This window comes from Chloroflexota bacterium (genome assembly GCA_009840355.1).
Classification (GTDB): Bacteria; Chloroflexota; Dehalococcoidia; order Lucifugimonadales; family JADFKI01; genus Bin90.
In genome coordinates this window covers 1-25,014 of the sequence record VXNZ01000017.1, presented here as the reverse complement: position 1 = coordinate 25,014, position 25,014 = coordinate 1, and the positions used below count along the sequence as shown (strand labels likewise).

At 57.9% G+C, this 25,014-nt stretch carries 27 protein-coding genes; 12 read left to right on the top strand and 15 right to left on the bottom strand.

Translation table 11 applies throughout. The features are described from left to right. Positions 1-26: 26 nt before the first annotated feature. Positions 27-884, bottom strand: a complete 858-nt coding sequence (locus F4X57_04440) for a PrsW family intramembrane metalloprotease (protein ID MYC06408.1) — start codon at positions 882-884, stop codon at positions 27-29. A gap of 12 nt (positions 885-896) precedes the next feature. Further along, a complete protein-coding gene (locus F4X57_04435; GenBank protein ID MYC06407.1) occupies positions 897-1,925 on the bottom strand; it encodes an RDD family protein in 1,029 nt (342 codons plus the stop codon). On the opposite strand from F4X57_04435, the gene F4X57_04430 reads away from it, so the two are divergent. After that, entirely contained in the window at positions 1,919-2,350 is a 432-nt protein-coding gene (locus F4X57_04430) for a VOC family protein (protein MYC06406.1), read from the top strand. The two genes, F4X57_04435 and F4X57_04430, sit on opposite strands and share 7 nt — an antisense overlap. Before the next feature lie 105 nt (positions 2,351-2,455). Here F4X57_04430 and F4X57_04425 read toward each other — a convergent pair whose 3' ends face one another. From F4X57_04425 to F4X57_04415, 3 genes are all read right to left on the bottom strand, one after another. Then, the gene (locus tag F4X57_04425) at positions 2,456-4,729 is read right to left on the bottom strand and encodes an aconitate hydratase (protein MYC06405.1); all 2,274 of its coding nucleotides are present in this window, start codon (positions 4,727-4,729) and stop codon (positions 2,456-2,458) included. A 324-nt stretch (positions 4,730-5,053) separates the two neighbouring features. Beyond that, positions 5,054-5,302 (bottom strand): ferredoxin family protein, encoded by a 249-nt coding sequence (locus tag F4X57_04420; protein ID MYC06404.1) that lies wholly within the window; start codon positions 5,300-5,302, stop codon positions 5,054-5,056. Between the two features lie 197 nt (positions 5,303-5,499). After that, positions 5,500-6,777, bottom strand: coding sequence for a CoA transferase (locus F4X57_04415; GenBank protein MYC06403.1), 1,278 nt, complete (start codon positions 6,775-6,777; stop codon positions 5,500-5,502). A 223-nt stretch (positions 6,778-7,000) separates the two neighbouring features. Between F4X57_04415 and F4X57_04410 the strand changes: the two genes are divergently transcribed. Further along, positions 7,001-7,753, top strand: a complete 753-nt coding sequence (locus tag F4X57_04410) for an NAD(P)-dependent oxidoreductase (protein MYC06402.1) — start codon at positions 7,001-7,003, stop codon at positions 7,751-7,753. A gap of 53 nt (positions 7,754-7,806) precedes the next feature. Next, positions 7,807-8,823 (top strand): DUF3500 domain-containing protein, encoded by a 1,017-nt coding sequence (locus tag F4X57_04405; protein ID MYC06401.1) that lies wholly within the window; start codon positions 7,807-7,809, stop codon positions 8,821-8,823. On the opposite strand, the gene F4X57_04400 is transcribed toward F4X57_04405, so the two are convergent. Then, on the bottom strand, positions 8,820-9,839 hold the full coding sequence (locus F4X57_04400) for a hypothetical protein (protein MYC06400.1): 1,020 nt from the start codon (positions 9,837-9,839) through the stop codon (positions 8,820-8,822). The two genes, F4X57_04405 and F4X57_04400, sit on opposite strands and share 4 nt — an antisense overlap. Before the next feature lie 53 nt (positions 9,840-9,892). Between F4X57_04400 and F4X57_04395 the strand changes: the two genes are divergently transcribed. Beyond that, entirely contained in the window at positions 9,893-10,660 is a 768-nt protein-coding gene (locus F4X57_04395; protein ID MYC06399.1) for a dephospho-CoA kinase, read from the top strand. A 54-nt stretch (positions 10,661-10,714) separates the two neighbouring features. On the opposite strand, the gene F4X57_04390 is transcribed toward F4X57_04395, so the two are convergent. Together F4X57_04390 and F4X57_04385 are read right to left on the bottom strand one after the other, a co-directional pair. Further along, a complete protein-coding gene (locus tag F4X57_04390; protein ID MYC06398.1) occupies positions 10,715-10,936 on the bottom strand; it encodes a type II toxin-antitoxin system HicB family antitoxin in 222 nt (73 codons plus the stop codon). A 23-nt stretch (positions 10,937-10,959) separates the two neighbouring features. Beyond that, positions 10,960-12,135, bottom strand: a complete 1,176-nt coding sequence (locus F4X57_04385) for an LLM class flavin-dependent oxidoreductase (protein MYC06397.1) — start codon at positions 12,133-12,135, stop codon at positions 10,960-10,962. A gap of 182 nt (positions 12,136-12,317) precedes the next feature. Between F4X57_04385 and F4X57_04380 the strand changes: the two genes are divergently transcribed. Together F4X57_04380 and F4X57_04375 are read left to right on the top strand one after the other, a co-directional pair. Beyond that, on the top strand, positions 12,318-12,686 hold the full coding sequence (locus tag F4X57_04380) for a hypothetical protein (GenBank protein ID MYC06396.1): 369 nt from the start codon (positions 12,318-12,320) through the stop codon (positions 12,684-12,686). Between the two features lie 12 nt (positions 12,687-12,698). After that, on the top strand, positions 12,699-14,174 hold the full coding sequence (locus F4X57_04375) for an MFS transporter (GenBank protein MYC06395.1): 1,476 nt from the start codon (positions 12,699-12,701) through the stop codon (positions 14,172-14,174). 151 nt (positions 14,175-14,325) lie between these two features. Here the strand turns inward: F4X57_04375 and F4X57_04370 are convergent, their stop codons facing one another. Next, positions 14,326-14,808, bottom strand: a complete 483-nt coding sequence (locus F4X57_04370) for a hypothetical protein (protein ID MYC06394.1) — start codon at positions 14,806-14,808, stop codon at positions 14,326-14,328. 140 nt (positions 14,809-14,948) lie between these two features. Here F4X57_04370 and F4X57_04365 point away from each other — a divergent pair, with 140 nt between their 5' ends. From F4X57_04365 to F4X57_04350, 4 genes are all read left to right on the top strand, one after another. Beyond that, positions 14,949-15,641 carry an HAD family hydrolase gene (locus F4X57_04365; protein ID MYC06393.1) on the top strand — a complete coding sequence of 231 codons (693 nt, stop codon included), beginning with the start codon at positions 14,949-14,951 and terminating at the stop codon, positions 15,639-15,641. Between the two features lie 229 nt (positions 15,642-15,870). Then, positions 15,871-16,344, top strand: a complete 474-nt coding sequence (locus F4X57_04360) for a glyoxalase (GenBank protein MYC06392.1) — start codon at positions 15,871-15,873, stop codon at positions 16,342-16,344. Between the two features lie 69 nt (positions 16,345-16,413). After that, positions 16,414-16,743 (top strand): hypothetical protein, encoded by a 330-nt coding sequence (locus tag F4X57_04355; GenBank protein MYC06391.1) that lies wholly within the window; start codon positions 16,414-16,416, stop codon positions 16,741-16,743. Between the two features lie 37 nt (positions 16,744-16,780). After that, positions 16,781-18,151 carry an MFS transporter gene (locus tag F4X57_04350; protein MYC06390.1) on the top strand — a complete coding sequence of 457 codons (1,371 nt, stop codon included), beginning with the start codon at positions 16,781-16,783 and terminating at the stop codon, positions 18,149-18,151. Between the two features lie 10 nt (positions 18,152-18,161). Here the strand turns inward: F4X57_04350 and F4X57_04345 are convergent, their stop codons facing one another. The 4 genes from F4X57_04345 to F4X57_04330 form a co-directional block, all read right to left on the bottom strand. Beyond that, entirely contained in the window at positions 18,162-18,518 is a 357-nt protein-coding gene (locus F4X57_04345; GenBank protein ID MYC06389.1) for a hypothetical protein, read from the bottom strand. A gap of 3 nt (positions 18,519-18,521) precedes the next feature. Then, entirely contained in the window at positions 18,522-18,716 is a 195-nt protein-coding gene (locus F4X57_04340; protein MYC06388.1) for a hypothetical protein, read from the bottom strand. Between the two features lie 75 nt (positions 18,717-18,791). Then, entirely contained in the window at positions 18,792-19,541 is a 750-nt protein-coding gene (locus F4X57_04335; GenBank protein MYC06387.1) for an SDR family oxidoreductase, read from the bottom strand. Between the two features lie 16 nt (positions 19,542-19,557). Further along, positions 19,558-20,892 (bottom strand): aminotransferase class III-fold pyridoxal phosphate-dependent enzyme, encoded by a 1,335-nt coding sequence (locus F4X57_04330; protein MYC06386.1) that lies wholly within the window; start codon positions 20,890-20,892, stop codon positions 19,558-19,560. A gap of 265 nt (positions 20,893-21,157) precedes the next feature. Here F4X57_04330 and F4X57_04325 point away from each other — a divergent pair, with 265 nt between their 5' ends. Beyond that, complete coding sequence (locus F4X57_04325; GenBank protein MYC06385.1) at positions 21,158-22,114, top strand: hypothetical protein; 957 nt, start codon at positions 21,158-21,160, stop codon at positions 22,112-22,114. 169 nt (positions 22,115-22,283) lie between these two features. Beyond that, a complete protein-coding gene (locus tag F4X57_04320; protein ID MYC06384.1) occupies positions 22,284-22,601 on the top strand; it encodes a DUF971 domain-containing protein in 318 nt (105 codons plus the stop codon). Between the two features lie 132 nt (positions 22,602-22,733). Here F4X57_04320 and F4X57_04315 read toward each other — a convergent pair whose 3' ends face one another. Continuing rightward, a complete protein-coding gene (locus F4X57_04315) occupies positions 22,734-23,150 on the bottom strand; it encodes a hypothetical protein (protein ID MYC06383.1) in 417 nt (138 codons plus the stop codon). 86 nt (positions 23,151-23,236) lie between these two features. Further along, positions 23,237-24,379: a thiolase gene (locus F4X57_04310; GenBank protein MYC06382.1), complete on the bottom strand. Its 1,143-nt coding sequence runs from the start codon at positions 24,377-24,379 to the stop codon at positions 23,237-23,239. Positions 24,380-25,014 lie beyond the last annotated feature (635 nt).

Genomic DNA, 25,014 nt, shown 5'->3' with positions numbered 1-25,014 from the left:
ACGTTGATGTGCAGGATGGGGTGGTTTTATGTCCGGTGCAACAGGCGGTCGCCGCAGCGTGTACAGTAGTCTGCTCCGGGGCGATTTGGCGCGTCGCAGTTGCCGCAGTAAATCTCGGTATGATATGCGAAGACTGGTGTTCCGCAGGACTGGCAATAGCGGCTAATGACGCTTATGCGCCGGCTGCATGCTGGACAGGCGATTCGCGGGTAGTTGCGCCTATATCTGAACGGAGACACCAGTCGTGCCCAATTGAAGCGGCGCAGCGTCCACCAGACGCCCAAGACTACTAAGGCTATCGATATGGGCGGGAAGGCGAACAGGAACAGGTTGAACATGCCGTGGACCAGAGCAGCTGCGCCTATGCCTGCGATAATGATGAAACCGCGAGAGTCGGCTATGGTGCGCCTGCCCAGCGCGTAGCCCCAGAAGCAGCCGAATATCACATGCGCCACAGTGCTTAACGGCGCTCTGCCAATCATCACGGCGGGACCGAATTCGAGGATGTATAGCAAGTTCTCCAGAGAGGCGAAGCCGAGACTCGCGGCGGTGGCATACACAAGTCCGTCGCTCGGCTCCTCAAAGTACAATGAGCGGTACGCCACCGGACATACCGCCAGAAACTTGCTTATCTCCTCGACCGGTCCCACGACTAATAGCATGCCCCTAGCTACCGATGCGATGTTCGCTCTCTCATCCAAGACGGACTCGTCAAGGAAGATTAAATTGAGAATGCCCGCCGGTATGGTGGACAGCATGCCGAGCAAGAAGGTGAGGGATATGAGCCTTTTCGGATCTGGGCGGTAGGTGTCCTTGCGCGTGAAGAACCAGAACCAGAATACGGCGGGCGCAAAGGCGAGCAGGGGATAAGTCAGCAATTCCACGGCTGGACGACCTTACCGCTTGACTACCATTGTGTCGCAAATCAGGTCGTGCAAGCCGCGTTTGTCCCTGCGGAAGGCAATTATCAGGAATCCTATGCCGAGCGTGATGATTGAGAGGAAGTAGCATCCCCATCTCGCAAGGGCCCTGCCGAAGCCGACTTTGGAGCCATCTGTACGTACTACATGAAGTCTAAATATCATCTTACCTATGGTTGCAGACCATAACCAGACAAGAACTGCTGAATACATCGCATTCAAAGTAATATCTACTACATCGAACCAGAGCGGAGTGGTTTCTTCAGGTTCCAAGTCCAGCGAAATGTTGCCAAGATACTCAGAGAGGGAAACTCCCGGGATCACTCCTACCAGAATCAAAGTGAACGATATGAGAATAGCGCCATCGATCAATGCAGCCACAAGTCGAATCCAAAAGCCGGCAGGCCGTGCGGCATAATCCTCGTATGGCTGTTGCGTATCCGACTGAGCATATGGGCGGTATCGCGGCTGCTGCATTATTGACGGCTGAGAAGCGTCATCAATGTCGTCTAACGGAAGCCCGCAGGAGTAGCAGTATGCGGAGCCGGGTTCGTTGACTTTGTGGCAGCGCGGACATGCCGTAGAAGAGGCAGGCGAACTTGCCTGTGCCTCCTGGTAGGCTGGCGTCTCTGACTCCTGCAAACCGGGAGACAAGCTCGAACCGCAGCGGCTGCAAAAGTTACTGTCAAGTGGATTGAAGCTATCGCAGTTGACGCAGATTTTTTGCAGCTGCGTTCCACAGTGATTGCAGAAGACTGCGTTCCCTGCGGATTCACGCTGGCAATTTGGACACCGCAATGGCTCTCTCCTGAAATCGATCGTTTCGTGGGTGTATTTTACTATGAACGAAAGTCTGCGGGTAGCGTGAGACTGATAGGAATGGGCAGAGTGGACAGGCGGGATTGACAATCGTTTCAGTCGTCCATATATTGGCAGCAATGTTCCGATGAAAACTAAACACAAAGTTAGTGCGGCATGGACCGCGAGAGCGAGGAGACATGGCAAAAATCAAGCATATCGCAATTTCATCGCAGAACCCGGACGAGACGGCGGCGTTCTATAAGGATGTGCTGGGGCTGGAAGAAGTGGGCAAGGTTACCAGCGCGAATGCCGACGGTTATTACCTGAGCGACGGGAATGTCAATATGGCTATCCTCAAGTTCAAGAACGATGTGGTTACCGGCGATGTCGATAGCGATTACAGTGGCATTCATCACATCGGCTTTCAGGTAGATGACGCGGCGGCGGCGGACATCAAAATGAAGGGCGCCGGCGCGTTCCCGATGGACGATGTGAATGACGCGCTGCACGGTGGTATGGCGCCGCAGCAAGGACACGGCGGACGCAATGTCGAGACGAAGTACGGCGGACCGGACGGCGTGATGATCGACATCTCGCAGGGCGGATGGGTCGGCACCGAGCCGGAATAGTCCGGCGCAATCGCAAAATTCATCATCAAGTAGAAGGGGCAACCATTATTGGTTGCCCCTGTGTGTTGCCTGTCGTTATCTCTTGCTTGAACTTCCGACAAATTCCTATCTGTGGAACAGATTGAGCGCGGATCCCAGTCTGAACCACTCTAACTGCGATTCGCCGAAGGTGTGGTTGAGACGCAGTGTCTCGCTTGTGCCGTCTGCGTGCGAAACGATGCACTCTACGGGCTTGCCAGGCGCCATTTCCGCAAGGCCGACGAGGTTGATGCGATCATCCTCGCGTATCTTGTCGTAGTCCGCCGCGTCTTGGAATGTGAGCGCGAGCAAGCCCTGCTTCTTCAGGTTGGACTCGTGGATGCGGGCGAAGCTACGCGCTATGACCGCCGCGCCGCCTAGCAGTCTCGGTGACAGCGCTGCGTGTTCGCGGCTGCTGCCTTCGCCATAATTGTCGTCGCCAACCACGACCCACTTGACGCCCTGCGATTGGTAGTTGCGCGCAATCGCGGAAATCGCCCTGCCTTCCTCATCGCTTATGACATTCTTGCCAGTGCCGGCGTCGCCGGTGTAAGCATTCGTCGCGCCCATGAACATATTGTCGCTGAACTTGTCTAAGTGCCCACGATAGCGGAGCCACGGGCCGGCGGGTGAAATGTGGTCGGTCGTCGTCTTGCCCTGCGTCTTCATCAGGACGGGCATATCGGTGAAGTCGTTGCCGTCCCACGCGGGCCAGGGCTGCATAAGCTGGATGCGCTCGCTGTCCGGCGCAACCGCGAGATCGATGCCGCTGCCGTCTTCAGGCGGTGGCTCATAGACGGACGCGCCGCTTGCGAAATCCTGGCTCGGCACTTCCGGAGCGGTCGCGGGCGGTTGGAACATGAACTCGTTGCCCTCGCCGTCCGTCAGCGTGTCGGTGAGCGGGTTGAAGGACAGGCTGCCCGCAATTGCCATCGCCGTGACGATTTCGGGGCTGCCGATGAAGTTCATTGTTGTCGGCGCGCCATCGTTGCGGCGCGGGAAGTTGCGATTGTACGAAGTTACGATTGTATTCGGTTCGGCGTTCGCCTCATTCGCGCGCCGCCACTGTCCGATGCACGGGCCGCACGCATTGGCGAGCACCGTGGCGTCAATATCGAGCAGCGAGGACATCTGCCCGTCGCGCTCGATTGTTGCGCGCACCTGCTCGGAGCCGGGCGTTACCATGAAAGGCACTGCGGTCGCTATGCCTGCTGCCTTCGCCTGCTCGGCGACATCGGCTGCGCGGCTCATGTCTTCGTAGGACGAGTTCGTGCAACTGCCGATTAGCGCGGCTGATATAGCGTCAACGAATTCGTTACTGCCGTCCGCCACTTCCGCGGCGAGCCGCGAAATCGGGCGTGCGCGGTCAGGCGAGTGCGGTCCGACCATGTGCGGTTCTAGCGTGGACAGGTCGAGACGCACCACTCGGTCGTAGTGCTCTTCCGGATTCGCCTCCACTTCGGCGTCCGGCTCAAGCAGGTGCTTGTTCGCCTCCGCGTGCGGTACGATGCCGCCGCGATTCGTCGCCTTGAGGTACGCGCCCATGTGGTCGTCGTAGGGGAACATGGAAGTCGTCGCGCCGATTTCTGCGCCCATATTGGTTATAGTCGCCTTGCCTGTCGCGCTGATGGTGCGCGCGCCCGGCCCGATGTACTCGACGATGGCGTTAGTGCCGCCGGATACGGTGAGTTCGCCCGCGACATACAGGATGATGTCCTTTGGCGCCGTCCATCCGCTCATTTCGCCGGTAAGGTACACTGCGATGTGGCGAGGATACAATACTTCCCAGGGCAGGCCTGCCATCACCTCAACGGCGTCGGCGCCTCCCACTCCGACCGAGCAAGACCCAAGCCCGCCGCCGTTTGGGGTATGCGAATCCGTGCCAATCATGAGCTCGCCGGGAAAGGCGTAGTTTTCCAGCGCGACTTGGTGGATAATGCCCCCGCCGGGACCCCAGAACCCCGCGCCGTACTTCGCCGCCGCCGAGCGCAGGAAGTTATAGACTTCACTGTTCTCCGCGAGAGACTCACTCAAGTCCGAAGCGCCCTCGACGCGCGCCTGTATCAGATGGTCGCAGTGTATCGTCGTCGGAACGGCAACCGATTCGCGCTGAGTCTGCATGAACTGGAGCATGCCGGTCTGACCCAGCACATCTTGCAGTATCACGCGGTCCGGGCGCACATTCAGGTAAGATTCGCCCGGAATCATCTCCTGGCTTTCGGGGTCGTCGAGATGTCCCAGCAGAACCTTATCGGCGAGCGTGAGTGGCCTATTCAGTCGTCGTCGAACGACTTCGAGATTGCGCTCGATAGTCTCATATACCTTCGCCGCCATTTCCGGCGTGGATTCGATAGTAACCATTGTTATGCTGGACCTCCTGGCGCTGCCTGTAGATTGCTGAGCGGCTTCCGATAATGCAGGCTAGTGCGAATCGGGGCAAAGCCGCTGGGCAATATCGTCATCCGAATACCAAAGCCCACCCACATATCGCTGCGAAATGTGGAGGGTTTTGAGTCGATGCTATCAAGTCGCTTCACGCATACACGCCTGAACTCCCAAAGCGGCGATACGCGTTCTTGCGCGATAGCAAAACTGCCCCAATTTCTGCCCTTGCCGAAGTGAGGCGGGATCGATTGATTGCCGACCGGCCTCACTGCGAGGAGTGAGTGGAATTCAGACTTTCACTTATCGCGTCAGTCCGAAGTATTCGTAGTTGAGGTCGATGTAGTTGCGCCACTCTTCGGGGACGTCGTCCTCGGCGAAGATTGCGACTACAGGGCATACAGGCTCGCAGGCGGCGCAGTCGATGCACTCGTCCGGGTGGATGAAATACTGGTTGTCCTCGTCTTCGGTGTAGATGCAGTCCACTGGGCAAACATCCACGCACGCGCTGTCCTTCAGGTCAACACACGGCTCGGCAATAATATAGGTCATCTCTAAGATTTCCTCCCTGCTTTCTCGCTTTGTCCTGCCAGCGAACCCCGCCAGCTACGGATACTCCTGAATTATAAATCGCTGACGGCTTGCCTTTCAACTAAAATTGGGTGTTGCGCCTGTTCAAAACCTACTAAATCGTCCTATGTGATGTGAGAGGGTTAGTAAAGGGGCTTAAATCGACAGTAGCTACTGCGTTAGAGAGTTACGCCTAGCTCGCGCAGCTGTTCTAACTGCGCGGCGGTGTAGCCGTGTTGCAGCAGCACATCTTTCGTGTGCTGCCCGAGCGCAGGGGACGGCTGTGTCGGTTGCAATGGCGTCTCGCTCATCTTCAGCATTGGGCCGACCATCTTCACCTTGCCAACGACAGAGTGTTCCAGTTCCACCACGAGACCGTTCGACACAACTTGCTCGTCATCGACAAGTTCTTCGACGAAGCGCACCGGGCCGGCAGGAACACGAGCCTCGTCGAGTATTCGCAGCCACTCGGCGACCGTGCGCTGCCGGAATTTCTCCTCCGCCTGCGCGTTCAGTCTGATGTTGAATTCGCGCGTCTCATCGCTGTACATGTCATAGTCCGGCTCGAAACGAATGTCGCGCAGACCTAGCACATCCGCCATTCGCTTGCGCAGCGGGTCGCTTAGGCAGCCGACCGCAAGCACGCCGTCCGCAGCCTGATATGTGCGATAGTAGGCGTGCTTGGTCCGCCCGCGCGCCGCGTCGAAGTGCTGCCGGTAGAAACCATGCGTGTCTTCGTATGGCACGCCGGCGTCCTTCATTATCTTCAGCGTCTCGAAGAATTCGGCGCGACTTTCCGTGTCGGTGCGTTCCACTTCCATAAAGCGCCAGGGCTGCACAGCTAGCGCGGAGCCGAGCAGCGTCGTCTCTATCTTTTGCCCCTTGCCGCTGCGTTCGCGGTGGAACAGCCCGGCGCAGACTGCCCAAGCGATGGCAAGCGCTGTGGAAAAATCGGCGACGGGCGTGGAATTGACCTGTTGCGGCACGCCATCGTCAATCTTGTCTTCGGACGCCATGATTCCGGTCAGCGCCTGCGCGATGATGTCGTAGCCGGGACGCTGGCTGTGCGGACCTTTGCGCCCGAAAGCCGTATTGTCGCAGTAAACCAGACGCGGATTTATGGCGGAAAGCGTCTCGTAGTCGATGCTCAGGTTGTAAGATACATCCGGCCGGTAGTTGATTATCACCACGTCGGCATCAACGACTAGGCGGTGCACGACATCGCGCCCTTCTTGCTTTGTGAGGTCGAGTGTAAGGCTGCGCTTGCCGCGGTTGAGGCTCATGAATGTCTTACTCTCGCCCGGCTCAATTGGAAGGGCATGCCGCCAAGGATCGCCCCAAGGCGGTTCAATCTTTATAACATCCGCGCCCATGTCGGCGAGCAGCATGCCGCCATACGGACCGGCGATAATTTCCGTGAACTCCAGAATCCGAATGCCTTCCAGCGCGCCTGCCATAATCCTGCCTCCGGTGTTGTGTCCCTTCTGAGATTGCGCATGATGAGTTTGCCCGCGATGTGGCTCTGCTCACGCCGTGATTTGATGGTACATTATAATGCAACTGACGAGACAGACATGGCACGAATGCTGCCAGTATTGTCCCTCCCCCAGGAATGGGTACGATAGGGGTGAAGAACGTCGATCCCACTTGCAACTCTGAAGACATAGGCTAGGAGAGAACATGACAAAGGTATTGATTACCGGAATGAGCGGACTCATAGGCGGGCTGCTGCGTGAGCGGCTAGAAGCGGCCGGCGGCTACGAACTCAGCGCGCTGAATCGCAGTGCAGTCGAAGGCGTCGAATGCTATCAAGCGGACATATCCGACTTCGATGCGGTCAAGGCTGCGTGTGAGGGCAAGGATGTCGTCGTACATTTGGCGGCGTATCTCGGCAGCGACGACTTTGAGGGGCAGCTGCGCGGCAACATCATCGGCACCTACAATGTATTCGAGGCTGCGCGGCTCGCAGGTGTCAAGCGCGTGGTGTTCGCCAGCAGCGGCAACACGATTCGCGGCTACGAACTCGTCGAGCCGTACAAGTCTATCGCGGACGGCGACTACGATAATGTGCCTGTCGACTTCGCGCCTATTACACACGAGATGATCCGACCGGAAGGCATTTACGGCGCGGCTAAGGTATTCGGCGAGGCGCTGGGGCGTTACTATTCCGACTACTTCGACCTGTCCGTGCTGTGCGTGCGCATCGGACGCGTAACGAAGGACAACAAGCTTGGCGCAGTGCGCGACCGCTCAATCTACCTGAGTCACGACGATGTGGCGCAGATCCTGCACTTGTGCGTGGACGCGCCGGATAGCCTGCGATACGACGTGTTCCTCGCGACATCCAACAACAAGTGGACATACCGCGACTTGGAGCATCCGCGCGCCGTTCTGGGATATGAGCCTAAGAACTCTGCGGACGATCTTTTCTAACCGGAAGGGCAGCATAGAAGCATAGAATAGAGAGGATAAGAAAGAGGTAGGTTATGGTAGTTGAAATGGGTAGGACTCGTGTAACGGAGATTGCGGCACGTGGGGCGGAGCTGCGTTTTACTGCGGGCGACGATGAGACTTCTGCTACTGTTGCCGCCGCTAACGCATTTCTCTCATTGCTGGACGACGGGCAGCGATCTTCCGCGATGTACGCGATTGACGATCCTGTTCGCCCAAACTGGTCTAACCTACCGGCGGGAATCTTGGACTTCGAGCGCAACGGCGCGCGCATCGGCGATATGAACGACGAGCAAGTGTCCGCGATTTTCGCGTTTCTGGCGACGGCGTTGAGCGCGAAGGGCTACAAAAAAGTCGTCGATGTGGTGGGCGCGGACGAAGTGCTGTCGCATACAGAGCGCGCGCCGCATTTCGCTTGGACAGACGAGAATTATTGGCTTGCATTCTTCGGCACGCCATCGGACAGCGAGAAGTGGGGCTGGCAGTTCGGCGGGCATCACCTCGGCGTCAATGTAACGCTGGTGGACGGCATCAGTTACATGTCGCCCACATTCATCGGCATCGAACCGGCGGAGTATGAAGCGTACGACGAGACGATTGCGCCACTCGCGCCGGAACTCGAAGCGGGCTTAGCGCTCATCAACGCACTAAACGAGCAGCAACGCAATCGATCTATGGTCGGCGACCGGCCGCTTGAAGTGTGGACAGCCGCAGGGCATGACGGCTTCATTCCAGCGCTAGAAGGCTCGTGCGTCGCCGATTGGAGCACGGCGCAGCGGCAAACGCTCGCGGACACGGTGGCTATGTGGTTCGATATTCTCGACGACGAAAGCCGCAAGCTGCGCGTCGCCGAATTGGACGAGCAAATCAAGGATGCGCGCTTCGCGTGGCACGGCGAGATTGATGGCAGCGGCCCCATCTACTACCGCATTCAGGCGCCTGCGCTCATCATCGAATACTCCACGCAGGGCGGCGTCGGCGCGGATACGGGCCATTACCACTCAATCTACCGCGACCCGACGAACGAATACGGCGTCAGCGTCGGAAACTAGCGGTTGTATGCGCTAAGGCTGTCAGAGTCGAACTGATACTTGCGCCAGTAGTCAGCGGTAAGCAACTCAGCGGCTTTTTGCCATGCTTTCCGGATGCCTTCGCAATGCGATAGGCGTTCGTAGTGGGCATTTAGCAAGTCCAAGAGCGCCTCAAAGTCAGCCGAGAACGCGTCGAATCCGGGATAAGTTCGTGCCTTGACCTTGCGCAGGATGTGGATAGCCGCGTCGTGCCAATCTCCGTCCGGCGCGTCCGTGTGCTGTCGAATTATCGTGTCCAAGTTCTGGTTGAACATCGGAATCGTCTCCATACCAATGGGCTGCGCATAGCCTGTTGCCTGCTGCTGCGGTGTGGTGTTCGGTATGTACCACTTGAACAGTTCAAGGTAAAAGTCGTGCAGGTCTAGCAGTGGTTTTCTGCCACTTGTCGCTTGTGGCTCTGTTACGCCGCCGATGTCGATGACGATTATCGTCGCGCTACCCGGATGGAAGTAGATATTTTGCGGGCGCATATCGAGTATGAGCGCGCCTGCGTTATCGAATGCTCTGCCAACTTCCAGCAAGTCGCGCAATATGCTGAACCTGCCGCGTTCCAAGTGCGGCAGGACCGGGTGAATGGCAAACAGGTTCTGCGGCAGCCCGATTGGATGGCGCTTGATGCCATCCATCGCGCTAGCGACAAGTGGAATGCCGCGCGCGCGTTCTTCTACGACCACGCTGTACGACTCGCCAAGCGTATCGCTAAAGTAGTCGTCGTGGCTTGCGGACTGACTGTATCCAATCAATTTCGCCACACACGGCAGCGTGTCGCCGAGTTGTTCTCGCAGCGCAATTGCACTCGCCATGCGCCTCTCGACGGCGCTGTGCTGTCCGCGCGAAATCAGCATTGGATGCGGGCGCTTGACGACGACTGCATCGCCGGTGGCTGAATCCGTCGCCGCGAACACCTCAGAGTCGGCGCCTTCGCCGATTTTGCCATCGAGTTTGAATTGACTTAAGTCTGCGGTAGATGTGAGCATATTGTGGATTGCGCCTGCCCTTTTATTGCTTGGAAGGTCAGGATGGAGTGAACATGCTGTACTATGAACAGGTCACACTCCCCATGCGACGTTTTCTGCCTGCGTATAATAACACCTTACGAAATAACTGCCAGAGGTTGGACACCATGCCATTAATCATTGGAGTTACGGGATCGATTGCGACAGGCAAGAGCAGCGCGTGCCTGCTGATTGCGGAGCGGGGCGCTACGCACTTGGACGCGGACAGGCTGGTACACCGGCTATACGACCCGGGTAAGCCCGCGTTCGATCGCATCGTAGCGGTATTTGGCGATGAGATTGTCGGCGCGGACGGCTACATTGACCGTAAAATACTCGGCTCAAAGGTGTTCGGCAAGCCCGATGAGATGGCGAAGCTGACCACCGCTATCGGCGACATTGCGGCGGCGGTCAAGGATGTTGTGGATGAATGGAACGATACGCTGAGTGATGATGATGTGGCTGTGCTAGAGGCGGTGAATCTCATCGAAGCGGGTTATGGGCGCTGGTGTGACGTCGTGTGGCTGTTCGCCTGCGACGAAAGCATCGCGCGGACACGGCTGATGCAGCGCAACGGATTCTCGGTCGAAGAAGCGAACCAGCGGCTTGCAAGCCAGCGCGACTGGCGAGACCGCGAACCTGCGTCCGACCGCGTATTCCACAACGAGGGCACTCTCGACGAGTTTGAAGGCGCAGTGAAGTTCGCCTATGCTGATACTGTCAAGTTGGCAAAAGACGGACAGCTGCCGGAGACCAAGTACAATGGATGGTGGGAGCGGCGGAACGAGGATGCGGGCAAGTAGTATGGGTGGGTTTCCGCGCCTCTCACGCGGCAATAGGGGCAACTAGGGTTGCCCCTAAGATGGTTGACGTGAGACGTCGTCCGCTTGGATGCCCGGCGGCAAGGGGAGTCCCTCGTCCTCGTATATCTCCAAAACTACCGCGAAGGCATCCTCCGCGTTTATCATCGCTTTGGACAAGGTGTCGCCCTCGGTTATCAACTCTAGCAGCAATGGGGAGGTAACAGTGTGCCCTCCTTCCGGCTGAGGCTCCAATAATAGGGGTATCCTAGCTATGATCCCGCTTTCTTTCTCTTGCTATACTAGCCCTTGAAGGCAGGCATTACCTCTTCGGCGAACTGCTCGAGCTGCTCGACTATGACCGACTGCGGCGTGCCCACGGGCATGCCAATATTGATTTCCTCCAAGCCAGGCCACCGCTCTTGCACGCCCATCAGCTGCTCGGTTACCTGCTCCGGCGTGCCGATGAGCCACGCGCCGCTTTCGACTGCCTGATCCAGTGTGGGCAGGTTCGCGGTGTACACCTTGTCTGGGTCCCCTAGCGCCGCTATCTGCTCGTCCGTCAGACCGCGCACGAAGCCGAGCGGGGCGAACATTTTCATGTTTTCCTCGAAGAACGAGCGTGCCTCTCGAATGCCGTTATCGGTGGACTCGGCGAGATAGACAGAGAAGCTGACGATGAGGTTGCCGCCCTGTTCGGTCTCCCTGCCGTGCTCTGCCTCGATGCGCTGCCACGCTTCCACGGCTGCTTGCGCTGCGCCGCCGGGCGCTGCTCCGCCGCCGATGATGCCTTTGATACCGTGCCTCGCCATGAAGCGCAAGCCGCGCTCGCTGGCACTGACCACAGGCTGCCAGCACTCGACCGGCTGCCTCAGTGGGCGCGGGACTAGCGTTATCTCTTCTAGCTCGTAACCGCGATAAGGTACGCGCGGCGGGATGGTGTAGTTCTTCCCGTGGTGCGAGAACGAATCGCTGTGGAACGCCTTCATGATGACGTCAACTTGCTCTTCGAACAGCTCGCGGTTGGCGTCCGAGTCGAGCATCGGGTTGCCATACACTTCGACTTCACGGGTGTGGTAGCCCCTTCCCACGCCGAAAATCGTGCGCCCCTTCGTTAGGATGTCGGCGGTCGCGTAGTCTTCTGCGAGACGCAGCGGATGCCACATAGGGGCGATGTTGAAGCCACAGCCAATCTTGATGTTGTCGGTGATATGGCATAGGTGGACGGCTTCCATCAGCAGGTTGCCGATGCACTCGTAGCCTTCGCGCTGGAAGTGATGCTCCGCCATCCAAAAGGTGCTGTAGCCCTTGTCGTCCATAGTCTTGGCGATGGCGTCCGTCTTGTCGAACACGGTCGCAAGCCGCTCGTTGGAATAAAAGCGATCGTTTGCGGGCGTGGCGTCAAAGCCCATGTCGTCCAAGTCGATGTGGCCTGCGAACAGGCTGCCGAACCTATTAATCATATGCGCGCCTCCCATGGCATTGCTTGCGGTAGTTCTATCTGATGCCGCTGGCTTGAATTTCGCCGTATTGTAACATGAACATGCGATAAGGGCAGGGCAAGGACAGGGCGCGCTTTCCGAATGGATGTCACACAATCGTGCCAAGTGGTAAGTCTGCTATAATCGCGCACGACGCACACACACGAAAGGAGTAAATCATGCCAGTCAAGGGACGATATCTATTCACGGCCAGTATGGACATTCCTGCGGAGCAGGAGGCGCTGTTCAACGAGGTGTACGACACCGAGCATGTGCCGCTGCTGAACAAGGTACCGGGGGTCGTGTCGGTGGCGCGGTTCAAGCGGCAGGAGCTGACGCTGGCCATCGGTGGCGAACTGAAAACAATCGTAGTCGAAGACGAGCCGCAGTACAGCGCGATATATGAGGTAGAAAGCCCGGATGTCATCACCAGCGACGCGTGGATGGAAGCGTCCGAGTCCGGCCGCTGGCCCTCGGAAGTGCGGCCGTACACGCACAACCGCAGGCATACCCTGCGGAAGATTATCCTTCCCGGCGAATCCGACTAGGGCGATGACTGAATGAATCTCGCTCTGGGCCCCGTCGCGCGCATCACGCGCAGCGCGAATTACAAGTGGTGGGTGTTCTCGTCCGTCGCTCTGGGTCTTTTTCTCACCGTTACCGACCAATCGGGCGTGAACATCGCGCTGCCGCGAATCGCGGAGCACTTTGGCGCGGATCTACCGGCGGCGCAGTGGATCGCGCTAGGGTTCACGCTCAGCACAAGCGTGATGTTTATGCCTGTCGGGCGGCTGTCAGACATATTCGGGCGGTCGCATGTGTTCATGGTTGGCTTCGCCATATTTGTGGCGGCGGCGACAATCGGCGGCACTGCGGTCGCGTTTCCGATGCTGATTGCGGCGAAGTTGCTGCAAGGCATAGGTGTGGCAGGTATTGAGGCAAACGGCATGGCGATGGTCGCGGACATCTTTCCTGAGCGAGAGCGCGGCAAAGCCATCGGATTGTATATGTCCATCATCGGCGCCGGCGCAGTCGGCGGACCGGTGATAGGCGGCACTTTGGTCAGTCTGCTCGGATGGCGCTCGATATATGCGGCGAGCGCATGTGTAGGCATTATTGCGCTGCTGCTCGCTGCCGTCGTTCTGCGCCGCGAGGTGAATCGCGACGACAGTCAGCCCGCAAGAACAAGCTTCGACTGGACAGGCGCGGCGTTGTCGTCCATAGTGCTAGTCTGCTTCCTGCTGTCCATCACGAACGGGCACCGGCTCGGCTGGGATTCGCCCGTGGTGCTTGGCGGAATCGGCGCGGCGGTCGCGGCTCTCGCCTTGTTTGTCTGGTGGGAAGGCAAGGCAGAAGCGCCGATGCTCGACCTGACATTCTTCCGCAGTAAGGTGTTCTCGTTGGGCGTATCGGCTCGCTTCTTGTCGTTCCTCGCGGGGTCGGCGGTGTACTTCATTATGCCGTTCTACCTTGTGCAAGGGCTTGGCTTGGAACCGAGCCACGCGGGTCTGCTGATGGTGCCGGGGTCGATCGCGATTGGCGTATGGGGACCGGTTAGCGGGCGGCTGTCCGACAAGATTGGCACGCGCTGGCTGACCGTCGTCGGAATGGCGCTCGCCGGCACGGGGATGCTGCTGTTTTCCACGCTAGACGAAGACTCATCGACCATGAAGGTCATGTTCAGCATATTTCTCGAAGGCACAGGCATCGGGCTGTTCTCATCGCCGAATACGAGCGCGATTATGACGGCAATAGACAGCCGTAAGTTCAGTGTTGCATCGGCGTTCCTGAATCTCGTGCGCACTTCGGCAAGCCTGAGTGGGATCGCGATTTTCACGGCGATAGTCGTGTTCACCATGTCGTCGCAGGGCTTCGCGCCGGATCTGTCGGCGGTAACGGAAACGGGCGGCATCGAGATAAAGCTAGTGTTCATCGGGGGGATGAAGCGCGCCTTCTTCGCCGCCGCAATGGTGATGTTTGCTGCACTAATCGTATCCGCGCTGCGTCCGGAGAACCCGCGCCCCGCCGCTGCCTGACGCTGCAAAAGAAAGCTAGCGCCGCGAATTTCCTACCAACGCCGACCGTTATTCTCAATGAGCCCTTTACCTCTCTGGGAGAAGGTTAGGATTGAGGGCAAAGGCTATTCGCTGTGTGCTCACGGCTCATCAGTCCCGCCGCTGCAAGGGGTCAAATGCCCCGCTTGGTTCGCGTAAACAGGTTAATCATCCGGTCGGCTTCGGGGTTATCCTGTCCGGCAAAATGAACAGGAATATCGCGAGAGCCGACGACGGTGAATACGATGACCGTGAATGGCTTAATGCGCATCAGGCTGCCGATAACTAGGTAGAAGCCGACGAGTATTCCCACGGCGCCGAGTAAGAATAGGACTATTTCGGCGGTCTGCGAGGGTATCGCGGTCGCAAATATAATCTGCAGCACGGTGATGGCGGCACCGGCGCCTAGAAGCATCAAGCCAGGCTGCAAACGGCTTTCCTGCCCGCCGTTGGACTTCTTGTAGCTGACGACATCCGAGATGTCTGCCTCGTCGGTAATCTCGGTGCGGTCTTTGCGGTTGAGCGCGGCGACGAGGCGCTGGTTCGTCAACACCGCCCAATCCGCCTCGCTCAGTATCTCTTCGTCGGCTCGCAGGTTCACTTCTAGGGCGCACATAGTTACTCCGCCAATCATTGGACAAATCATTGGAATTGCTGCTGATATTATATCCAAAGTGTCAACGGATTGCTTTTCGGCGATAACTCCAACCGGTGATATAATGTCGCGAGTGATTTCAATCTAGGCATAACAGGCAAATGACTTGGGGAAATAACTTGATTGAAGCAATCGTCTTTGATTTCGACGGGCTGATAATAGATACGGAGACGCCAGAGTTTGACACATGGCAGGAGGTGTTCGATTCTTACGGCGTCTCGCTGGAGCGCGATGTGTGGGAGTGGGCTATCGGCCGGCACAGTGACGATTTCAATATCTACAAGCACCTTGCCGAATTGTCGGGGCAGCATATCGAGCGGGCGGAAGTCCGTCCACGAATGCGCCGCCGTTACCTGGAGCGTATTGACGAAAACCCCGTTCTGCCAGGCGTGAAAGAGTATCTGGCTGCCGCAAAGGACATGCAACTGAAGCTTGCAGTGGCGTCAAGTTCCCTTCCGGGCTGGGCGAAAGGACATCTGAATAGCAGGGAATTGCTGCATTATTTCGAGTTTGTGCTGGACGCGGGCGATGTGAAGCGCGCCAAACCGGCTCCTGATCTTTATACGATGGCGGTAGATAGGCTGGGAGTGCGCCCGGAGAACGCGCTTGCGATAGAAGACTCGATGCATGGGTTGACTGCGGCGAAGGCGGCGGGGCTGTACTGTGTTGTAGTGCCAAACCCGATGACCGACCGCATGAAGTTCGACACGGCGGACATGCGGCTGGCGTCGCTGGCGTCGCTGCCTCTCGATGCGCTGTTGGCGGAATTGAATGGCAGGCTGGAATGGGTCTGAATGAATGGGTCTGAATGAGCAATTGAATTCTTTGGCGGCTGGGGACAAGGCATAACAGTTGTTGTCGGCGTGCAAAACACGATTGCACCGTACGCATTTGGCAGGATGGCTTACCAAAATTGAAAGTATGAGTTATATTATCCATTAGAGACACAGATGGACGGTCAGCGTAAAGCGCAGTATCCATTACCAATACAATGCGAGACGACGCAGGGCAGGAGGCTATACTATGCCTAGAGTTAGCGGGCTTGGACATGTGGGCATTTATGTGAACGACCTGATGGGTCAGCGCGATTTCTACTCGCGCGTGATGGGCTTGGAGATTACGGACGAAGATCTTGAGCAGCGCCGCATGGTGTTCATGAGCGCCAATCCGGATGTGGAGCACCACGAGTTCGTGTTGATGGAAGGGCGCGATGTGCCAGCCGACGGCAAGCTCGTGCAGCAGATTTCCTTCACGGTCGAGACGATTTCGGAGCTGAAGGACTTCTACCGCGCCTTCACGAGCGAAGGTGTGAACATCCAGCGCATCGTAAGCCATGGTAACGCGTTTGGTATGTACGCCGACGATCCTGAGGGCAACACGCTCGAAGTCTATTACAAGACCGGGTTGGAAGTTCCACAGCCGCACGGCGACCACATCGAGCTGGACATGTCCGACGAAGAGTTGATGTCCATCGCAGAGGCGGCGGTTCCCAACTAAAACTGCAAGTTGCGGTAACTGCGTTGCAAAGCAGGAAAACAAACGCTCTCAAAGGCAAAGGAAATCCCGGTGGAATCGCGCATAAACGACATGCGTATATTGGGGATGCCGGTGCAATTCGTGCTGGTAGTAACCATCAGCCTTGCGCTGACGATATACTTCGGCGCGTGGGCGGCAGACGCTCGCGTCCAAGAGCGAGTCTCGCATGCGTCCACGCAGGGCGCGCAGCAGTTCGACTTTAGCTCTACTGCAAGGACGGCAACCGGCACATCCGCGTCTGTTACGGGACTATCCGGTGGAATAGGGCAGCCCGGCGCTGCGAACACGCTGCCTTATTCGACTTCGCAGGAAGCACAAGGATGGGAACGATATTTCCTGTTCGCATGCCCACTACACTAGGGTAAACCAGGACAAGCTGAGGTTTAGAGAACAGTTAATGGCACAGCAGCCGCAACCGTCTGAAAGCCGCGCCCGACTAAACTACGGGCGCGTCATCTATCCTCACTATGTCTGGGTAATCGTAACGGTCATCGCCGTGATGCAGATGGTCGGTACTTCCATCCGCATGGCGTTCGGCGTGTTTATCGACCCGCTGGAGCAGACATTCAACTGGAGCCAAGGCAGCATCACGTTCGCATACTTGCTTTCGAGCGTGGTAACCGCCTTGGCTTCTCCCTTTGCCGGTTGGTTTGGCGATCGCTTCGGCGCGCGCAAGGCAATGGTGATCGGCACCGCAATGTTCCTAGCCGGCATGCTGCTCACCGGACTTATAAGCACCATCTGGGAACTTTACCTGTACTTCGGCGTGCTGCTCGGCGTGGCGCAGGCGATATTCCTAGTGCCTTTGATTCCTTCCGCGATGAACTGGTTCCGGCGTCATCTCGGCGTCGGGATGGGACTCATCATGGCGTCGTGGGGGATTGGTCCGGCGATTGCTGCGCTAGTAGTAGGCTGGCTCATAGACGGAATGGGCTGGCAGAACGCCTTTATCGCGCTTGGCGTCGGTTCCGCGGCGATAATGTTCCTTCTCATCGGTCTGTTCAGAGACAGACCTGCCGACAAAGGACTTCAACCTTACGGTTTCCGTCCGGGCGATGTTGAAGTTCAAAAGCGCAGGCCGGACCCGGAGCGCACGAAGCTGTTCAGCGGCTATATGCGCAAGACCGCTGCGTTTTGGAATATGAGCAGCATTCACTTTCTCGGCTGCGTTGGGCACGCGATAATTCTGGTGTACATCGTGCCGCTGGCGGTGAATGAAGGGCTGACTCTCCTACAGGCGACAGGCGTGCTGTCCACGCTTTCGGCGGTCAGTGTCATATCGCGTGTCTTCGTGCCGATAATGTGCGAAACTATCGGCACGCGCAAGATAATGTTCGTCTTCTTCGCATTGCAGGGCATTCTGGTCTTAATGCTCTTCTGGACGCACGACGTTTGGATGTTCTACCTATTCGCGATCGTATTCGGCATTGGCTACGGCGGCGAAACCGGCGGGTTCCCGATACTCAACCGGCAGTATTACGGGCAAGCGCCGACCGGAGCGCCGCACGGCTGGCAGATGGCGGGCGCAGGCTTGGGCATGGCGCTCGGCGGCTGGATTGGCGGTCCGATATTTGACATATTCGGCAGCTACGACATCGCGCTCTGGGCTTCAATCGCGACGAGTCTTGCCGGTGCGCTGAACATTGTCTTCCTAGAGCCAACCCACAGTCTGCTTATCCCTGACTGGGAAGCGGAAGAAGCATCCGAGTCGGAAGAATCGCCCGATCCGGAAGAATCGCCCCAACCGCGCATCGCAAGCGGCGATTGACCGCCCGGCGCTACTTCTGCTTCATAAGCCACTCTTGGTCGCGGGCAGGGCTGTCGAGCCAAGTCTCCACATACGCTTGGCGTTCTTGCGGCACTTCTACGCCTAATCCGTCTGCGAGCCGCGTCATGAAATTGAACGTGCAGGCGATCAGGGCGACTGATAGAATCTGCTCATCCGACAATCCGTGTTCGCGCAGGGTGATGACATCGGCTTCCTGCATGTTCGTCGGCTCGCGCGTTAGCTTGGTGGCGTAGTCGAGCATGGCGCGCAGCTGCGGTTCAAGGTCGGCGTTACGGTAGTCGTGCATGACATGGCTTGCCAACCCCGGATCGTCCGATTCGTGACGGAGAAACTCCCCGTGCGCCATCGTTCAGAAGCGGCATTCATTCTGCACGGATACTGCGGTCGCAATCGCCTCTTCCTGCGTGCGAGTGAGAGCGGACGCGCCGAAAGTGATCGCGTTGTTCAGGTCGCTGACGGCTTTCATCGCCTTGGGGTTGATGGACATAATGTTGATGACATTCGCCCAGTGCAGACGCTCGTTCGCTTCACGAATCCACGGCATTTTATGTTCCTTTCGCCTGAGAATCTTGTATGAACGGTGCAGCGGCGTCCTGCTGATGCTGGCGTGACGGATGGGCTAGTAGGTCGCCCTGCCGCCGCTGATGTCGAATACGCCGCCGGTGCTGAACGAGCACTCTTCGGACGCCAGCCACGCGACGAGTGCAGCAATCTCGGCAATCTCGCCGGTGCGGCCGATTGGAATGCGATCTACCATGTATTGCACCTGCTCCGGCGTGAGTTCGTCCAGGATGCGTGTGTGCACGACTGCGGGCGTAACGCAGTTAACGCGGATGCCACTCTTGGCGAGTTCTTTGCCTACCGACTTTGTGAGACCGATGACGGCTGCTTTGGTCGCGGAGTAGGGCACCATGCGCGGGTTGCCCTCCTTGCCGGCGATGGACGCGATGTTGACGATGCGCCCGTAGTCGCGCTCTAGCATCGCGGGTATTGCGGCGTGGCAGAACGCGAATACGCCGCGCAAGTTGATGCGATACACACGGTCCATCTCGTCGAGAGTTGTCTCCCAGATGTTGCCGTCTATGCCGGTAATGCCCGCGTTGTTCACGAGGATGTCAATGCGCCCCCAAGCGTCTAACGCTGCTTGCACAGCGGCGTCCGCCGTGGCTTGCTCCGACACATCGCCGATTACCAGCCGCGTGTCGCTGCTGCGTGCGGAGATTTCGCTTGCGGACTGCTCGCCGAGTTCGCTGTCGATGTCCACCATCACAAGGCGCGCGCCCTCTGATGCCAGCCGCCGCGCGATGCCATAGCCAATGCCTGTGGCGGCGCCCGTTATTATCGCAACCTGTTCGTCGAACCTGCTCATAAACGCTCCAATTCTTCTACAACTCGCCCTCTGCGCGAAGGTCTTTCAGCGATTGGGAGAATGCGTCGATAGTACGATCGATGACATCCTCGTCGTGTGCGGACGAGACGAAGAACGCTCTGCCGCCCATCATATCCACGCCGTTGACCAGCATAGCGCGACGCAATGTGCGTGTCGCGGCGGCGGGCATCGTGTCGTATATCTGCTGATATGGCATCGTGCAGATACCGCGATCACAGTCGCAGTCCGCGTTCAGGTTCACATGGATTATCGACGATATGCCGTGCGCGTGTCCCGCAACCTCGTTCTGAATGAATGCCGTATTCAGCCCATCCTTCAGCCGTTCCGCCATCGCGTCCGCTCTTGCGTTGACGCCTTCGTTGGCGATTGCATTCAGCGCGGCAACACCGGCAACGGCAGTCAGTGGCTGCGCGTTGTATGTGCCACCCTGCGGCACCCTGCCTTCATTGTCCCACTCTGGGTCGTTGCGGAATGCCATCAGTTCCATAATATCGGCTCTGCCGCCTACTGCCGCGCCGGGCTGCCCGCCCGCAATAATCTTCGCCATCGTGGTGAGGTCGGGTTCAAGTCCCCAGCGTACCTGCGCGCCGCCGGGCGACAGCCTGAATCCTGTGATTACCTCATCCATTATGAACAGGACGCCGTGCCGCTTCGTCTGCTCCTGCAGGTCGTGCAAGAAATGCGGGTTCTGCAATGGGAATGTGCCGTAATGCGCGCCGTTGCATTCGACGATTACGGCGGCGATGTCATCGTCCTGCGTCAGGATGTTGTCAACCGCCGCGATGTCCACGGGCGCGACGATTACCGTGTCCAGCACTTCCTGCGGCACTCCGCCGAGCGCTTGCCCGGATTCCGGCGTAACATAATCGTGCCAGCCGTGGAAGTGTTCGAGAAACTTGACAATTTTCGTCTTGCCTGTAAATGCGCGGGCGAGCCTTAGCGCGAGGTATGTCGATTCGGTGCCGGACGCAGTGAAGCGCACACGCTCCAAGGATGGCACGAGACTCTTGACTGCTTCAGCGTACCGAACTTCATGGGTTGACGCGCCGCCGACGTGCGTGCCCCTGCTAACTTGCTCGCGTATCGCCTCGATGATGGCGGGCTGGCTGTGCCCCATCAGCAAGCTGCCGTTTCCCATCACAAAGTCGATAATCCGGTTATCGTCCACATCGTACTTGTACGGTCCCTCGGCATAATCGATGTACGCGGGGAACGGCGAAGTGAAGCGCGTCTGGTGCGTAATGCCACCCGCGAACAGCGACTTACCGCGTTCATACCAATCCACCGATTTGCCAAACATCTCGCGGTAGCGTGCTTCAATGGTTGCCATAGTGAGACGCTCCTTTACGCAGAGTTAACGAATGACTTAATCGTATTATATGCACTCGGTAGTATCGGTCAAGGCGTGGAGTTGGGCTGAAGAATATCGGATAAGCAGGGTAGGGTATAGGTCGATTGAAATCACGGTGGAGCATATTCTCATTTCGGAGTGCTGTTCTTGTGCATGGGACGCTTGGCTGATACCATCATTTCAACCGAGTGCGCTTTGGCGCAGACGGAAGAGTGACGATGATTAACCGATGGAGGATTGACGAATGGTACTGCTTGGTTCGAGCGAATGGGTCTATGAAGTGTCGGGCGATGACTGGGGCAACCTGCCGGAAGGCGCGACTTACAAGGAAGCGACCGCCGTCGATGTGGACGCCAACGATAATGTGTATGTGTTCAATCGCGGCACACATCCGATGATAGTGTTCGACACGGAAGGCAATGTCCAGCGGACTTGGGGACATGGCATTTTCGCCAACCCGCACGGTGTTACCGTAGGTCCCGACGGCAATCTGTGGTGCGTGGACAATGGCGACCATACCGTTCGCCAAATGACGCCGGATGGCAAAGTGCTGATGACCATCGGCACACCGGGACAGCCATCGCCGCCGATGAGCGGTAAGCCGTTCAACGCGCCGGCGCATGTCGCATTCGACCCGCGTAACGGCGATTTCTATGTGGGCGACGGCTACACCAACGCGGCGGTGCACAAGTATTCGCCGGATGGCAAGCACTTGTTCTCGTGGGGCGAATCGGGCAACGACCCCGGGCAATTCAACATCGTGCACTATGTCGGCGTGGACAGGGATGGCTGGGTCTATGTCGCCGACCGCGAAAACCATCGCATCCAGATATTCAGCCCGGAGGGCAAGTTTGAAGCGCAGTGGACGAACATGTCGCGCGCGGCGTGCCTGTATCTGGACTCGAAGGGCGACCAAGAGCTCATCTATGTCGGCGAGTACTTCTCCGGCATCAACCCCAACCGGATGGGAACGCATCTAGGCCCGCGCGTGAGCATATACAACACGCAGGGCAACCGGCTGGCGCGGCTCGGCACGCAGACATACGGCGACGAACCGGGGCGTTTCTACTCGCCGCACGGCATCGCGACTGATTCCAAGGGCGACATCTATGTGGCAGAAGTGTCCTACGCCGACTACGGCAGCAAGATGGACCCGCCTCAGGAACTTCGCTCGATGCAGAAACTGATTAAGCAGGGATAGGGATTCTGTCAGTTATTCAGTCTGTCAGTGGGGCAGTGGGGTGGTTCGCCGCGCGAGCGTTTCACCTCACACCCTGCTCCCTGTCTTGGCAGGGGGAAGATTGGCAGCGGCAGTTTTAGCCTTCTCTCATAAAGGGGAAGGGACTTTTGCAATGTCTTGAGGTGCGATTATGATGGCAGCGGAGTTGGGTGTCGAGAATGTGGAGCTTAGCGCGGAAGGCGTAACCATTCATTGGACGGATGGGCATACCTGCTTCTATACCGGAAAGTATTTGCGGATAAACTGCGCCTGCGCGGAGTGCGTCGAGGAATGGACGAACCGCAAGCTGCTCGACCCGGCGACCATTGACGCTAACATCATGGCGCTGGACTACCTGAAGATCGGCAGATACGCCCTGCAATTCCTGTGGAGCGATGGGCACTACACCGGCATCTATCCGTTCACGATGCTGCGGATGCTGTGCCAGCATGTTGATGACGAGGGATAACCTTCCGAGGAGAAGCGTCTTTGTTTTGCTGACGACTTGTCCGCATCAACCACTGATTTCCCGATAAGTATTAGAGAGGGCTGGCAATCAACATTGCCAGCCCCCTTTGCTGTCTGCTGTTCTGCTACCGCGTTAGGCGGGCTTGAACTTGGGCAGGCTGATTTCGTCCGTTACATCCTCGAAGACTACTTCTAGGGGCATGCCTATAACTAGCTTTTCGGGCGTGGGGTCGTCCATGACGATGTTGGTTGGCATGATGGGACCCTCGTCGAGCTCCACCAGCGCCGTAACGAACGGCACATCATCGACGAAGCCGGGATGTGGCGGGCGATGCACGATGGCGTAGGTGTAGAGTGTCGCCTTGCCGCTGACCTGTCGCCACTCGGTGTTGCGCGAGAACGTGATCGGCGAAATGTCGCGCGGGTAGAAGTAGTACTGCTGCGCGTCATTGTCGTAGCGCAGCCAGAGTTCGTGTTCCTTCGCCTTCTGCCAGTACATGTCAGACTCGACCTGCGGCGTGGGCAGAGGCTTGTTGTATGCTTGCGTCATTTATCTTCTCCGTTGTAGTGAGTTCAGAATAGGAATGCCCTAATCGTCTAATGCAACTGTGATCAGGGCTTTGCCATATTTGCCGCTTAATCGATGCCGAGAACGACCGTGCCCGTCGAGGACAGCGAGCCGCCCGTGCCGTTGATGAGGCAGAGCTTGGGATCGTCGAGCTGGCGCTCGCCAGTCTCGCCGCGCAGCTGCCTGACCGCTTCCAGCACCAGGAACATGCCGTACATGCCGGAGTGTGTATAGGACAGACCGCCGCCGCTGGTGTTCATCGCGAAGTCGCCGCCGGGCGCCGTGCGCTGATTCGCCACAAAGTCCGGACCTTCGCCGGGCTCGCAGTAGCCGAGGCTTTCCAGCGTGGCGAGTACGGTGTATGTGAACGAGTCGTAAATCATCGAGAGGTCGATGTCATCGTGCGTTACGCCTGCCATCTGCAGCGCCGCCGGTCCGGAGTACTTTGCCCATGTGCGGGTGAGGTTCTTCATCTGGCTGAGGACGCCGTGGTCGTGTCCTTCCGCCGCGCCAAGTACATACACCGGCTTCTTCGGCAGGTCGCGCGCGCGCTCCGGCGTGGTCACGACATACGCGCCGCCGGCGTCCGTTACCAGACAGCAGTCCGGCAGATGGAACGGCCAGGCGATCCAGCGAGAGTTATGGTAGTCGTCGAAGGACATCGGCGTGTCTTTGAAATATGCCTTGGGATTGAGGTTCGCCCACTTGCGTGTCGCGACAGCAACCTCTGCCATGCCCTGTCGCACTCGGCGCTCGCCGTACATGTGCATGTAGCGGCGTGCTGCCATCGCGTAGTTGATGGGCGCACCGATGAATCCGTAGGGGGACTCGTATTGGGGGCCCGCGTCGGAGCCATTTGCGCCCGCGCGTGAACGAGCGCTGCGGCCCGCTTCGCCGTGCGTAACCAGAACCGTGTCGCAGTAGCCGGCGTTTATGGCGGCGACAGCGTGCGCGATGTGGATGATGAACGACGAACCGCCGACTGCGGTCGTGTCGGTGTAAGTCGGGTTGACGCCTAAGTATTCGCCCAGGTTAATCGTCGATGTGCCGGCGGTCATCAGACCGTTGACATCGCTCATTTTCAGCCCGGCGTCTTCGAGGGCGTTATAAGCGGCTTCGGCGTGAAGCTGCAGGTTGGACTTTTCTACTCTTCCTATCTCGTCGGATTCAGCCACTCCAACAATGGCAACCGACTTGCTCAGATCGGCCATTTTATATGGCACCTCCCGTGTGATTTCTGCCGTGTCGCAGTCCAAAGTCAAGGCGGACGCAGTGCGTCAAACGCCGCAGAATAGGATATACCGTGCGGCACTCAAAGGCAAGACGGCGAATGCGATTTGATAGCGTTTCCATTCAGGTGATTTGAATAAAGAGCCGTTCGTCCCCTGCTTCCGCTAGGGGCAGGGTCTGAACGTGTCGAAGACGAGAAATCAAGGCGCGTGGTTCGACAGGCTCACCAGGAACGGTGGCAAGGTATCGCTGATAGGTGTTGATGTTAAGGCAATTTGAAACGCATGCGTCCCGCGATGGGAAACCATAAGGGTTGTCCCTGCGCCATGTGCCAACATGTATAGGCAATACCTAGAAGAAAAGGCTATCGTGCGATATGTGTCAGCCTTCTTGGGACTGGGCTGAAATATGTGGACGGTATGGATAAGGCTTTAGGGGCTGCGGTTGTTGATGGGGATGGTCAGCCTGGGAGTGGGGATTTGGGCTGCTGCGGTGTGCTTGCGGGCGCGTCCTTCGACAGCCCCTTCGACTGCGCTCAGGGCAGGCTCAGAATGAACTGGAGTAACAGGATGTGCAGGGTTTTGGGTGTGTAGTTCTTCGGGGTCGGGGTCGTTGG